Here is a 12825-nt window from a genome sequence, read left to right as displayed (position 1 = left end):
GTGAGAGGAGGTTAGGAATGAATCGTATCTTCCGTAATACCATCTTTTATTTACTGATATTCTTAGTAGTAATTGGAATCGTGAGCTATTTTAATGGTTCGACGCAAAAAACGACATCAGTTAGCTACGATAAATTCATTACTCAACTTGAAAAAGGTGAAGTGCGTAATGTGCAGCTTCAACCGAAAAATGGTGTGTTTGAGGTAAAGGGACAATTCAAGACTTCTAGCCAAGGAGAACAATTTGTTACTTATGCACCAAATACTGAGGAATTACAAAAGAAAATTAATGATAAAGCGCAAGGGGCTGAAGTTAAGTATCAACCAGCAGAAGAAACAAGTGCTTGGGTAACGTTCTTTACTTCTATCATTCCATTTGTCATTATCTTCATTTTATTCTTCTTCTTATTAAACCAAGCTCAGGGCGGCGGTAGCCGTGTTATGAACTTCGGGAAAAGTAAGGCGAAGCTATACAATGATGAAAAGAAAAAAATTCGTTTCAGAGATGTTGCTGGAGCGGATGAAGAGAAACAAGAACTTGTTGAGGTAGTTGAATTCTTGAAAGACCCTCGTAAGTTCGCTGAAGTTGGTGCCCGTATTCCGAAGGGTGTTCTATTAGTGGGACCTCCAGGTACAGGTAAAACTTTACTAGCACGTGCTGTTGCAGGTGAAGCAGGCGTTCCGTTCTTCTCTATTAGTGGTTCTGACTTCGTAGAGATGTTCGTCGGTGTCGGTGCATCCCGTGTACGTGATTTATTTGAAAATGCAAAGAAAAATGCTCCTTGTATCATTTTCATTGATGAAATTGATGCAGTAGGACGTCAACGTGGCGCGGGTCTTGGCGGTGGTCATGATGAGCGTGAACAAACGTTGAACCAATTGCTTGTTGAAATGGATGGATTCGGTGCAAATGAAGGTATTATTATCATCGCTGCGACAAACCGTCCTGATATTCTTGATCCAGCGTTATTACGTCCAGGTCGTTTTGACCGTCAAATTACAGTAGATCGTCCAGATGTAAATGGTCGTGAAGCTGTACTTAAGGTACACGCTCGTAATAAACCGCTTGATGAGAATGTCAACTTAAGAGCAATTGCAACTCGTACACCAGGATTCTCTGGTGCCGATCTTGAAAACTTATTAAACGAAGCTGCTTTAGTAGCTGCGCGTCAAGATAAGAAGAAAATTGATATGAGTGACATCGATGAAGCGACGGATCGTGTTATTGCAGGTCCAGCTAAGAAAAGTCGCGTTATCTCTGAAAAAGAACGTAATATCGTTGCATTCCATGAGGCTGGCCATACTGTAATTGGTGTTGTCCTTGATGAAGCAGATATCGTTCATAAAGTAACAATTGTCCCTCGTGGTCAAGCTGGTGGATATGCGGTAATGCTTCCGAAGGAAGATCGTTACTTCATGACAAAACCAGAGTTACTTGATAAAATCACTGGTTTACTTGGTGGCCGAGTAGCTGAGGAGATTGTATTTGGTGAAGCAAGTACAGGTGCTCACAACGACTTCCAACGTGCGACTGGTATTGCAAGACGTATGGTTACAGAATTCGGGATGAGTGATAAGCTTGGACCGATGCAATTTGGTAGCTCACAAGGTGGTCAGGTATTCTTAGGAAGAGACTTCCATTCAGAACAAAACTACAGTGATGCAATCGCGCATGAAATTGATGTGGAAATGCAAATAATTATTAAAGACTGTTATGCTCGCGCGAAACAAATTCTTACTGAAAAACGAGATAAGCTTGATATTATCGCGAAAACGTTACTTGAAGTAGAAACATTAGATGCAGAGCAAATTAATCATTTATATGATTATGGCAGATTACCTGAGCGTCCAACATCTTCAGATGATGTGAAAGTAAACATCAATATGAAGAAAGACGATGAAGATACAGAAGATAAGTAAGAAAAAAGGAGTGACAATAGTCACTCCTTTTTTTTGTGGAATGAATTTAAGTGGCAAAAAAAATTGAATGAAACTATTATTAAAAATTGAAATAGAGAGTAATCTTTTTGTACAATGATGAGTATAGAAAAAATGATTATATAAGTATGTGTGATATGATGTTTTTATAAGTTTTATACATACTGCGCAAATATAGATTAAATAAGATAAGTGGTGAGAATATGATTTTTGTATTGGATGTAGGGAACACAAATGCGGTACTAGGTGTGTTTGAAGAGGGAGAACTTCGTCAGCATTGGCGCATGGAAACAGATCGTCATAAAACAGAAGATGAGTATGGGATGCTTGTAAAGCAGTTACTTGAGCATGAAGGTCTTTCTTTTGAAGATGTGAAAGGTATTATTGTGTCTTCAGTCGTACCGCCAATTATGTTCGCTTTAGAGCGTATGTGTGAAAAGTATTTTAAAATTAAACCGCTTGTAGTGGGGCCTGGGATAAAAACTGGCTTGAATATTAAATATGAAAATCCACGTGAAGTAGGCGCGGACCGAATTGTAAATGCAGTAGCAGGAATCCACTTATATGGAAGTCCGCTTATTATTGTTGATTTTGGTACGGCTACTACATATTGTTATATTAACGAAGAGAAGCATTATATGGGTGGCGTCATTACGCCAGGAATTATGATTTCGGCAGAGGCTTTATATAGCAGGGCAGCAAAGCTTCCTCGTATTGAAATTACAAAACCGGGTAGTGTTATCGGGAAGAATACAGTAAGTGCAATGCAATCAGGTATTCTTTATGGATACGTTGGACAAGTGGAAGGTATTGTTAAGCGTATGAAGGAAGAAGCTAAGCAAGAACCGAAAGTTATTGCAACAGGTGGATTAGCAAAATTAATTTCAGAAGAATCAAATGTAATTGATATTGTAGATCCGTTTTTAACGTTAAAAGGTTTGTATATGTTATATGAGCGTAATGCAAATTTACAACATGAGAAGGGTGAATAAATAAGTATGAAAGATTATTTAGTAAAAGCGTTAGCGTTTAATGGAGAGGTTCGTGCTTATAGTGTACGTACAACAAATACAGTAAGTGAGGCGCAAAAGCGTCATGATACATGGAGAACAGCTTCAGCGGCGCTTGGTCGTTCCTTAACTGCGGGTACAATGATGGGTGCTATGTTAAAAGGCGAGCAGAAGTTAACGATTAAAGTAGAGGGTAACGGCCCGATTGGTCCTATTTTAGTCGATGCTCATGCAAATGGGGATGTACGTGGTTATGTAACGAATCCGCATGTTGATTTTGAAGGAACGGAACAAGGAAAATTACGTGTATATCAAGCGGTAGGTACAGAAGGATTTGTAACGGTAATTAAAGATATCGGTATGCGTGAACCGTTTATTGGTCAATCTCCCATTGTTTCAGGAGAACTAGGGGAAGATTTCACATATTATTTCGCGGTTTCTGAGCAGACACCTTCTTCTGTAGGTGTTGGTGTTCTTGTAAATGGAGATGATAGCGTATTAGCGGCGGGTGGATTCATTCTTCAAATTATGCCAGGTGCGCAGGAAGAAACAATTTCATTTATTGAAGAGCGTCTTCAACAAATCCCGCCAGTATCACAATTAATCGAACAAGGTCTTTCTCCAGAAGAATTACTGTATGAAGTGCTTGGAGAAGATAAAGTGAAAGTGCTAGAAACAATGGATGTTCAATTTAATTGTACATGTTCACGTGAGCGTATTGAAAGTGTACTAATTAGTTTAGGTAAAGCGGAGTTAGAACAAATTCGTGCAGAAGAAGAAGAGACGGAAGTTCACTGTCACTTCTGTAATGAACGACATAAATTCGCTAAAGAAGATATTACAAGTCTAATTGAGAAGCTGTAATAAAGAAGTTTAGGTGGAGAATCAGCCGCCCAAATAGATTGACAAACAGGGAATTTTCTGACAAAATCTAAATATAGATAAAACCAATAAAAATACTCGGTGTTAGGAGTGACAGGAATGCGAGTGGCACAATCAGTTTCAGAATTAATCGGGAAAACGCCGATCGTTAAGTTGAACCGCATCGTAGAATCAGACAGCGCAGATGTATACTTAAAATTAGAATTTATGAATCCGGGGAGCAGTGTTAAAGATCGTATCGCGTTAGCTATGATTGAAGATGCTGAAAATAAAGGATTATTAAAAGAGGGCGATACAATCATTGAGCCGACAAGTGGTAACACAGGTATTGGCTTAGCGATGGTAGCAGCTGCTAAAGGATATAAGGCAATTTTAGTAATGCCAGAAACAATGAGTATTGAGCGTCGTAATTTATTACGCGCTTACGGTGCTGAATTAGTATTGACTCCAGGACCTGAAGGAATGGGCGGAGCAATTCGAAAGGCAACTGAATTAGCAGAAGAACATGGGTACTTTATACCACAACAGTTCCAAAATCAAGCGAATCCAGAAATCCATCGTATAACAACAGGTCCAGAAATTGTTGAACAGATGGGGGATCAATTAGATGCGTTTATCGCAGGTATTGGTACAGGTGGAACAATTACAGGTGCCGGTGAAGTGCTGAAAGAGGCTTATAAAGATATCAAAATTTACGCGGTAGAACCTGCGGATTCACCAGTATTATCTGGTGGAAAGCCAGGACCACATAAGATTCAAGGAATTGGAGCGGGGTTTGTTCCGGAGACATTGGATGTAGAGGTATATGATGAAATTATTCAAGTGAAAACGGAGCGAGCGTTCGAATATGCGAGAAGAGTGGCTAAAGAAGAAGGTATTTTAGTTGGTATCTCTTCGGGAGCAGTCGTTTATGCAGCGACAGAAGTTGCGAAGAAATTAGGTAAAGGGAAAAAGGTACTTGTTATTATCCCAAGTAACGGTGAACGTTATTTAAGTACACCACTTTATCAATTTGAGTCATAAGTGAATGTGATTTGAAAAGCATCCTTAAAAAAGGATGCTTTTTCTTTTTTGATTGGAAAAAGGAAAAGAGTGAATGACTAGAAAACTTCATGTAAAATAAGAAGTAGTATAATTAATTTATTTTCACTAGCCCTCAAGTATAATCATTCTCTATATAAATAATTTTATGTAGTTTGATTTGATTGGCTTAAGAGGGTGGGATAACAGAAGACGGGGTGTTGATATGCAACGAAGAAAATCTTTAGCGCTTTCTATTCCATATCAGTTAGATTTCTTTAAGCAATATAAATTTCTTTCTCAGGATAAGCCGCAACATATTTTGTTAGAAAGTGGACGTGGTGGTCGTTATAATATTGTTGGGCTGGATCCAGTAGCGGTAATTCAGGGTAAGAATGAGACGTTACATATAAGTGAAAGTGGTAAGGAAACAATAAAGCGAGGGAATCCGTTAGATTTAATGCAAGCGTATATGGAGAAATGGAAAACGGATTATAATCCGGAGTACCCACCTTTTCAGGGTGGGGCAATTGGATACTTTAGTTATGATTGTATCCGTTATATTGAAAAACTTTCTTCTCTTGCGAAGGATGATATTAATATACCTGACATATTCTTTTTGTTATTTGATGACGTGTTTGTGTATGATCAACAGGAGAGAGTATTATGGATTATTACGCATTATGTAGATGAGTGTGAAGAGGCAGAAGAACGATTAAATGAATGGAAGGGTCTTTGGATGAAAGGAGCCCCCGAAGTGACTATGCCGTTTGAATCTCCTGAAAAGAAAAATGAAGCAGTCGCTTTTACGGAAGAGGGCTTTATGAAGGCCGTTGAACGTATTCAAGAATATATTGGAGCGGGTGATGTGTTTCAAGTAAACTTGTCGACAAGACAAGAAAGAACATTACAAACACATCCACTAGAAATATATACAAGTCTTCGTGAAATTAATCCATCTCCATATATGGGTTACTTGGAGTTTGGAGATTTTCAAATTGTTAGTGCTTCGCCTGAATTGCTAATTAAAAAGCAAGGAAAAGAAGTGAGTACAAGACCGATTGCTGGTACGCGCTCTCGAGGAGCAAGTGAGCAAGAGGATGAAGAATTAGCGAAAGAATTAATTGAAAATGAAAAGGAAAGAGCAGAGCATGTAATGCTTGTGGATTTAGAACGAAATGACTTGGGCCGGGTTTGTAAATATGGCACTGTTGAAGTAGATGAATTTATGGTGATTGAAAAATACTCACACGTTATGCATATTGTTTCTAATGTGCGTGGTGAGGTGGAAGCAGATAAAGATGCTTTCGATTTGGTGAAGGCTGTATTTCCTGGTGGGACAATTACCGGTGCCCCGAAAATACGTACGATGGAAATTATTGAAGAATTAGAACCTGTTCGCCGAGGAATTTATACAGGGTCAATTGGTTGGATTGGTTATTCTGGAGATACGGAATTGAATATTGTAATCCGAACACTACTTGCTAAAGATGGACAAGCGCATGTGCAAGCTGGAGCGGGTATTGTAATTGATTCAAATCCAAAAAATGAATATAAAGAGTCGTTAAAAAAAGCAATCGCTTTATGGCGTGCAAAAGAAAGTAGCGAAGAAACGGTTAGGTGAGAGAAATGATATTAATGATTGATAATTATGATTCTTTTACATTTAATTTAGTGCAGTTTCTTGGAGAACTTGGACAAGAGCTTGTTGTTAGGCGTAATGATGAAGTTACTATTTCGGATATTGAGAATATGAAACCGGATTTTTTAATGATTTCGCCAGGTCCATGTAGTCCTAATGAGGCGGGAATCAGTATGGATGTTATTAAATATTTTGCAGGTAAGCTTCCGATTTTTGGGGTCTGTCTTGGACATCAATCAATTGCACAAGTATTTGGAGGGGATGTTGTCAGGGCAGAGCGTTTGATGCATGGAAAAACATCTTTAATGCATCATGATGGGCAGACGATTTTTTCTGATATCCCAAATCCATTTACCGCGACACGTTATCACTCTCTTATCGTTAAAAAAGAGACGTTACCGAATTGTTTAGAGATAACATCTTGGACTGAAGAAGGTGAAATTATGGCGCTTCGTCATAAAACGTTGCCGATTGAAGGGGTACAATTCCATCCGGAATCTATTATGACTTCTCACGGGAAAGAATTGCTACAGAATTTCATTCGCAAATATAGCCCAAGTGTGACATCGTGTTAATTTACGTAAATGGCGCGTATGTAGAAGCGAGTGAAGCGAAAATTTCTCCTTATGACCACGGTTACCTATATGGACTTGGGGTTTTTGAGACATTTCGTATTTATAATGGTCATCTCTTTTTATTGGATGATCATTATGAACGCTTAATGGATGCGCTCGATATATTGCAAATCAAATGGACAATGACAAAAGATGAAGTGATGCTTATTTTAAAGAATCTACTTGTTAAGAATGGGTTAAAGCATGCATATGTGCGCTTAAATGTATCGGCGGGTATAGATGAAATAGGATTACAAACGGAAGTATATGAAGAACCGTCTGTTATTGTTTTTATAAAACCTTTAGCAGCTCCAGGGAATGTAGTGGAAAAAGAAGGAGTTATTTTAAAGCAAGTGAGAAATACACCAGAGGGTGCATTTCGCTTGAAGTCCCATCATTATTTAAATAATATTTTAGGGAAACGCGAAATTGGAAATGTTGTGAATAAGGAAGGTATTTTTCTTACCGAAACAGGTTATGTTGCAGAGGGTATTGTTTCGAATCTCTTTTTTGTTAAAGGAGATATTTTATATACTCCTTCATTAGAAACAGGGATTTTAAACGGAATCACTCGTGCGTTTATTATAAAGGCTGCTGAAGAGCTAGATATAGAAGTAAAGGAAGGTTTCTTTACAAAAGATGAATTGCTTTCAGCGGATGAAGTGTTCGTAACGAACTCTATTCAAGAGATTGTCCCCCTTTATCGTATAGAGGAGAAAGATTTCCCGGGTAAAGTGGGAGTGGTTACAAAAAGACTTATGGATCTTTATGGAGTGCAGAGAGAGAAATTGTGGAGCAGAAATGAATTGCGAAGAGGAGATGTGTAGTTTGAAGTGGGATTATGATTTGCGCTGCGGCGAATATACATTGAACTTAAATGAAAAGACATTAATTATGGGGATTTTAAATGTAACGCCAGATTCATTTTCTGATGGCGGGAGTTACAACGAAGTAGATGCTGCGGTGCGACATGCGAAAGAAATGAAAAGTGAAGGTGCCCATATTATTGATATTGGCGGCGAATCTACCCGTCCGGGTTTCGCTAAAGTTTCAGTAGAAGAGGAAATAAAGCGAGTTGTTCCAATGATTCAGGCAGTGTCAAAAGAAGTAAAGCTACCTATTTCTATTGATACGTATAAAGCTGAGGTTGCGAAACAAGCGATTGAAGCTGGTGCTCATATTATTAATGATATTTGGGGAGCGAAGGCGGAACCGAGGATTGCTGAAGTTGCAGCCTATTATGATGTGCCCATTATCTTAATGCATAACCGAGATAATATGAATTACCGCAATTTAATGGCCGATATGATTGCTGATTTGTATGAAAGTATTAAAATTGCTAAAGATGCTGGTGTGCGAGATGAGAATATTATTTTAGACCCAGGTATCGGTTTTGCGAAAACACCTGAGCAAAATTTAGAAGCGATGCGCAATTTAGAACAGTTAAATGTACTGGGTTACCCAGTTCTCTTAGGTACTTCAAGAAAGTCCTTTATTGGCCATGTGTTAGATTTGCCAGTGGAGGAACGTCTTGAAGGAACAGGAGCTACCGTTTGTCTTGGTATTGAAAAGGGCTGTGAGTTTATCCGTGTTCATGATGTGAAAGAAATGGCGCGTATGGCTAAGATGATGGACGCGATGATTGGTAAGGGGGTAAAGTAATTGGATAAAATTTATATCCATGATATGGAGTTTTACGGTTATCATGGTGTATTCCCAGAAGAGAATAAATTAGGTCAGAGATTTAAAGTAGATTTAACGGTGGAGTTGGATTTAAAACGCGCAGGAGAAAGTGACGACTTAGAGCATTCTGTCAATTACGGGGAGCTTTTCGAACTATGTAGAAAAGTGGTTGAAGATAGAACGTATAAGCTTGTAGAGAGTATCGCTGAAAATATCGCTACAGATATATTGAAACAATATGAGAGTATTTCACGGTGTACAATTAAGGTAATTAAACCGGATCCGCCGATACCAGGACATTATCGTGCTGTAGCGGTAGAAATTACGAGAGAGCGTCCATGAATAATATAGCGTACATTGCATTAGGTTCCAATATTGGGGAGCGTTATACTTATTTAACTGAAGCAATTCAGTTTTTAAATAAAAACCAGCATATCCAAGTTGATGATGTTTCGTCTGTATATGAAACTGATCCGGTTGGCTATACTGACCAAAATTGCTTTTTAAATTTAGTTATAAAAATTTCTACCAATTTATCACCGCAAGAATTATTGAAAGTAACACAAAGGGTAGAGAATGACCTAGGAAGAAAAAGGGAAATCAGATGGGGCCCGAGGACCATCGACCTTGACATTTTACTATATAATCAAGAAAATATTGAAGCAGAGAATCTTATTGTTCCGCATCCGCGGATGTTCGAAAGAGCTTTTGTTATCGTTCCGTTGTTAGAAATCAATCAAGATATAAAACAAGACATTTCACGTTCACAAGTAGAAGAAATGAAAAGGCGAGAGGGAGTAACGGTATGGAAGCAGAAAAATGGGGAAGACGCATTCGTGCTTTTCGAAAGCTAAAAGGCTATACGCAAGAAGGTTTTGCGAAAGAATTAGGGGTATCTGTATCGGTTTTAGGTGAAGTTGAGAGGGGCAATAGATCACCTTCCCAAGATTTTGTAGTAGAAGTCGCTAAAACATTAAACGTTTCAATAGACGAATTGATGCCAAAGTGACCGTAAAGGAAGGAGTAAGTCGGGTGTTAAAGATTGCAAATATTGAGATGAAAAATCCAGTTGTACTAGCACCGATGGCGGGAGTGTGTAACTCTGCATTCCGTTTGACGGTAAAAGAATTTGGTGCAGGTTTAGTTTGTGCTGAAATGGTAAGTGATAAGGCAATATTACTTAATAACAAAAGAACATTAGATATGCTATATATCGATGAGAGAGAAAAGCCATTAAGTTTACAAATTTTTGGTGGAGAGAAAGAAACTCTTGTGGATGCTGCGAAATACGTAGATAAATATACGACAGCAGACATTATTGATATTAATATGGGGTGCCCAGTACCAAAAATCACTAAGTGTGATGCAGGAGCAAAGTGGCTTTTAGACCCAAATAAAATATATGAGATGGTAGCGGCGGTTGTAGATGCTGTTGAAAAGCCAGTTACAGTTAAAATGCGTATTGGTTGGGATGAAGAACATATTTTCGCAATAGAAAATGCTAGAGCTGTTGAGCGTGCTGGTGGACAAGCGATAGCGGTTCATGGGCGTACACGAGTGCAAATGTATGAAGGTAAAGCGGATTGGAATATTATTAAACAAGTAAAGCAGGCTGTAAATATTCCGGTTATCGGAAATGGTGATGTCGAAACACCACAAGATGCAAAGCGTATGCTTGATGAAATTGGTGTAGATGGTGTTATGATTGGTCGCGCTGCTCTTGGAGATCCGTGGATGATTTATCGTACGGTAAAGTATTTAGAGACAGGTGAGTTAATGCCGGAACCAACAGTGCGTGAGAAAATTGATGTATGTATGTTGCATCTAGATCGTCTTATCGATTTAAAGAACGAAAATGTTGCCGTAAGAGAGATGAGAAAGCATGCAGCTTGGTATTTAAAAGGTGTTCGTGGTAATGCGAGTGTGCGTAATGGTATCAATACTTGCGACACACGTGAAGACCTTGCGAATGTATTAGGTGCATTTGTAGAAGAAGTAGAAGCGAAACAACAAACAATTTATGTTGGTTAATAAGGGGGCGTAGGAGATTGACATTCTTCTATACACTTCCTATAATTACGTGAAAGAAAGAAGAACTGCCAGTTAGTTGCTGGCAGTTTTTCTAGTTGAGTAGAAAATGCTATACTGTATATATTGTAAAAATTAATAGAGCTGGAGTGATATTAATATCATGGATAACATGAACCACGAAGAATTAAACGACCAATTGCTTGTTCGTCGTGAAAAGCTACATAATTTACGTGAGCAAGGAATCGATCCGTTCGGTAAACGATTTGAACGCACAAATTCAACAACTGACTTAGTAAGTCTATATGGAGAATTCTCTAAAGAGGAATTAGAAGAGAAAGAAATCACTGTTTCGATCGCTGGTCGTATTATGACAAAACGCGGTAAAGGAAAAGCGGGATTTGCGCATATTCAAGATTTACAGGGGCAAGTTCAAATTTATGTTCGTAAAGATACTGTTGGAGATGAAGAGTACGAGTTATTTACGACAGCAGATTTAGGTGACTTAGTAGGTATTGAAGGTAAAGTGTTCAAAACAAACGTTGGAGAACTTTCAGTAAAAGCAATAGGATTTACACTTTTAACGAAATCCCTTCGTCCATTACCGGATAAATACCATGGATTAAAAGATGTTGAACAACGCTATCGTCAACGTTACTTGGACTTAATTACAAGTATGGAAAGCCGTGAAACGTTCGTTACCCGTAGTAAAATCATTCGTGAAATGAGAAGATATTTAGATGACAACGGTTATCTTGAAGTGGAAACGCCTATGATGCACGCGATTGCAGGTGGAGCGTCTGCTCGTCCTTTCACTACACACCATAATGCGTTAGATATGGAATTATATATGCGTATCGCAATTGAACTTCATTTAAAACGTCTTATTGTGGGTGGATTAGAAAAGGTTTATGAGATCGGCCGTGTATTCCGTAATGAGGGTGTATCAACTCGTCATAACCCTGAGTTTACGATGATTGAATTATATGAAGCGTACGCTGATTATAATGATATTATGAAACTAACAGAAAATATGGTTGCTCATATCGCGAAAAAAGTATTGGGTACAACAACAATCCAATATGGTGATTATGAAATTAATCTAGAGCCAGAATGGACACGTCTTCATATGGTAGATGCAATTAAGCAACACTCTGGAGCAGATTTCTGGAATCCAATGAGTGTAGAAGAAGCACGTGAACTTGCAAAAGAACATAATGTGGAAATTAAGAATACAATGGAAGTTGGTCATATTATTAATGAGTTCTTCGAACAAAAAGTAGAAGATAAATTAATCCAACCAACATTTATTTACGGTCATCCGGTAGAAATTTCGCCACTTGCGAAAAAGAATGACGAAGATCCACGATTCACAGATCGTTTCGAGTTATTTATCGTTGCACGTGAACATGCAAATGCATTCACTGAGTTAAATGATCCAATCGATCAAAAAGAACGTTTTGAAGCTCAACTAAAAGAGCGCGAGCAAGGTAATGACGAAGCTCACATGATGGATGATGATTATATCGAAGCTCTTGAGTACGGTATGCCTCCTACGGGTGGGTTAGGAATCGGTATTGATCGTCTTGTTATGTTATTAACAAACGCACCATCTATTCGTGACGTACTATTATTCCCAGCTATGCGCCATAAACAAGACTAAGCTTTGGAGATTTCTCCAAAGCTTTTTTTATTTCTTTATTTGAGGGGAGGGAAACCTTCTATTAAAAGGAAAGCGAGATTATTACTCGTTAAGTGGATGCCAGATTAAAAAACTATACTTATATAGAAGAAAGTTGCTGTTTTTATGCTTTTTTACTAAGTTAAAAATTTTATTAGAAAAACTATTGCATTTTATTTTTCTACATGATATATTAATAACCGTCGCTGATGCGGAAACGCAGAAAACGACAAAAAAGAAATTGAAAAACTTAGTTGACATCGAAAAATGAAGATGTTAACATAAGGAAGTCGCAAATGAGCGACTAAGTAGTTCTTTGAAAACTGAA

The 12825-nt window shown here is 38.2% G+C and carries 13 protein-coding genes; all 13 read left to right on the top strand.

The window, feature by feature from the left end; translation table 11 throughout:
* Nucleotides 1-17: 17 nt before the first annotated feature.
* On the top strand, nucleotides 18-1919 hold the full coding sequence (gene ftsH, locus B5P40_RS28220) for an ATP-dependent zinc metalloprotease FtsH (protein ID WP_002091565.1): 1902 nt from the start codon (nucleotides 18-20) through the stop codon (nucleotides 1917-1919).
* Nucleotides 1920-2140: 221 nt separating this feature from the next.
* On the top strand, nucleotides 2141-2929 hold the full coding sequence (locus B5P40_RS28215) for a type III pantothenate kinase (protein ID WP_002009692.1): 789 nt from the start codon (nucleotides 2141-2143) through the stop codon (nucleotides 2927-2929).
* Between the two features lie 6 nt (nucleotides 2930-2935).
* The gene (hslO, locus tag B5P40_RS28210) at nucleotides 2936-3811 is read left to right on the top strand and encodes a redox-regulated molecular chaperone HslO (protein ID WP_002009693.1); all 876 of its coding nucleotides are present in this window, start codon (nucleotides 2936-2938) and stop codon (nucleotides 3809-3811) included.
* Between the two features lie 117 nt (nucleotides 3812-3928).
* Nucleotides 3929-4852 carry a cysteine synthase A gene (cysK, locus tag B5P40_RS28205; protein WP_002191387.1) on the top strand — a complete coding sequence of 308 codons (924 nt, stop codon included), beginning with the start codon at nucleotides 3929-3931 and terminating at the stop codon, nucleotides 4850-4852.
* A gap of 223 nt (nucleotides 4853-5075) precedes the next feature.
* The gene (trpE, locus tag B5P40_RS28200; protein ID WP_002009697.1) at nucleotides 5076-6473 is read left to right on the top strand and encodes an anthranilate synthase component I; all 1398 of its coding nucleotides are present in this window, start codon (nucleotides 5076-5078) and stop codon (nucleotides 6471-6473) included.
* A 5-nt stretch (nucleotides 6474-6478) separates the two neighbouring features.
* Entirely contained in the window at nucleotides 6479-7066 is a 588-nt protein-coding gene (pabA, locus tag B5P40_RS28195; RefSeq protein WP_002029312.1) for an aminodeoxychorismate/anthranilate synthase component II, read from the top strand.
* Nucleotides 7060-7932, top strand: coding sequence for an aminodeoxychorismate lyase (gene pabC / locus B5P40_RS28190; RefSeq protein ID WP_002091560.1), 873 nt, complete (start codon nucleotides 7060-7062; stop codon nucleotides 7930-7932). Before pabA ends, pabC begins: the two co-directional genes overlap by 7 nt.
* A complete protein-coding gene (gene folP, locus B5P40_RS28185) occupies nucleotides 7907-8767 on the top strand; it encodes a dihydropteroate synthase (protein WP_002091558.1) in 861 nt (286 codons plus the stop codon). The genes pabC and folP overlap by 26 nt, the downstream gene beginning before the upstream one ends.
* Nucleotides 8768-9130 (top strand): dihydroneopterin aldolase, encoded by a 363-nt coding sequence (gene folB / locus B5P40_RS28180; RefSeq protein WP_000358063.1) that lies wholly within the window; start codon nucleotides 8768-8770, stop codon nucleotides 9128-9130.
* Nucleotides 9127-9642, top strand: coding sequence for a 2-amino-4-hydroxy-6-hydroxymethyldihydropteridine diphosphokinase (folK, locus tag B5P40_RS28175; RefSeq protein ID WP_002138868.1), 516 nt, complete (start codon nucleotides 9127-9129; stop codon nucleotides 9640-9642). The genes folB and folK overlap by 4 nt, the downstream gene beginning before the upstream one ends.
* A complete protein-coding gene (locus B5P40_RS28170) occupies nucleotides 9594-9797 on the top strand; it encodes a helix-turn-helix domain-containing protein (protein WP_002009706.1) in 204 nt (67 codons plus the stop codon). The genes folK and B5P40_RS28170 overlap by 49 nt, the downstream gene beginning before the upstream one ends.
* Nucleotides 9798-9820: 23 nt before the next feature.
* Nucleotides 9821-10819 (top strand): tRNA dihydrouridine synthase DusB, encoded by a 999-nt coding sequence (dusB, locus tag B5P40_RS28165; RefSeq protein WP_002009708.1) that lies wholly within the window; start codon nucleotides 9821-9823, stop codon nucleotides 10817-10819.
* Nucleotides 10820-10979: 160 nt separating this feature from the next.
* On the top strand, nucleotides 10980-12479 hold the full coding sequence (lysS, locus tag B5P40_RS28160) for a lysine--tRNA ligase (protein WP_002009709.1): 1500 nt from the start codon (nucleotides 10980-10982) through the stop codon (nucleotides 12477-12479).
* Nucleotides 12480-12825: the final 346 nt, after the last annotated feature.

The organism is Bacillus sp. SRB_8 (assembly GCF_003264205.1).
Lineage (GTDB): Bacteria > Bacillota > Bacilli > Bacillales > Bacillaceae_G > Bacillus_A > Bacillus_A mycoides.
The sequence above is the reverse complement of the archived record's forward strand: the minus strand, read 5'-3'. Positions and strand labels throughout refer to the sequence as shown.

Coding starts and splice junctions, on each gene's coding strand:
- ftsH (WP_002091565.1), top strand. CDS start 18: ATGAATCGTATCTTCCGTAATACCATCTTTTATTTACTGATATTCTTA.
- cysK (WP_002191387.1), top strand. CDS start 3,929: ATGCGAGTGGCACAATCAGTTTCAGAATTAATCGGGAAAACGCCGATC.
- hslO (WP_002009693.1), top strand. CDS start 2,936: ATGAAAGATTATTTAGTAAAAGCGTTAGCGTTTAATGGAGAGGTTCGT.
- folP (WP_002091558.1), top strand. CDS start 7,907: ATGAATTGCGAAGAGGAGATGTGTAGTTTGAAGTGGGATTATGATTTG.
- pabA (WP_002029312.1), top strand. CDS start 6,479: ATGATATTAATGATTGATAATTATGATTCTTTTACATTTAATTTAGTG.
- lysS (WP_002009709.1), top strand. CDS start 10,980: ATGGATAACATGAACCACGAAGAATTAAACGACCAATTGCTTGTTCGT.
- B5P40_RS28215 (WP_002009692.1), top strand. CDS start 2,141: ATGATTTTTGTATTGGATGTAGGGAACACAAATGCGGTACTAGGTGTG.
- B5P40_RS28170 (WP_002009706.1), top strand. CDS start 9,594: ATGGAAGCAGAAAAATGGGGAAGACGCATTCGTGCTTTTCGAAAGCTA.
- trpE (WP_002009697.1), top strand. CDS start 5,076: ATGCAACGAAGAAAATCTTTAGCGCTTTCTATTCCATATCAGTTAGAT.
- folK (WP_002138868.1), top strand. CDS start 9,127: ATGAATAATATAGCGTACATTGCATTAGGTTCCAATATTGGGGAGCGT.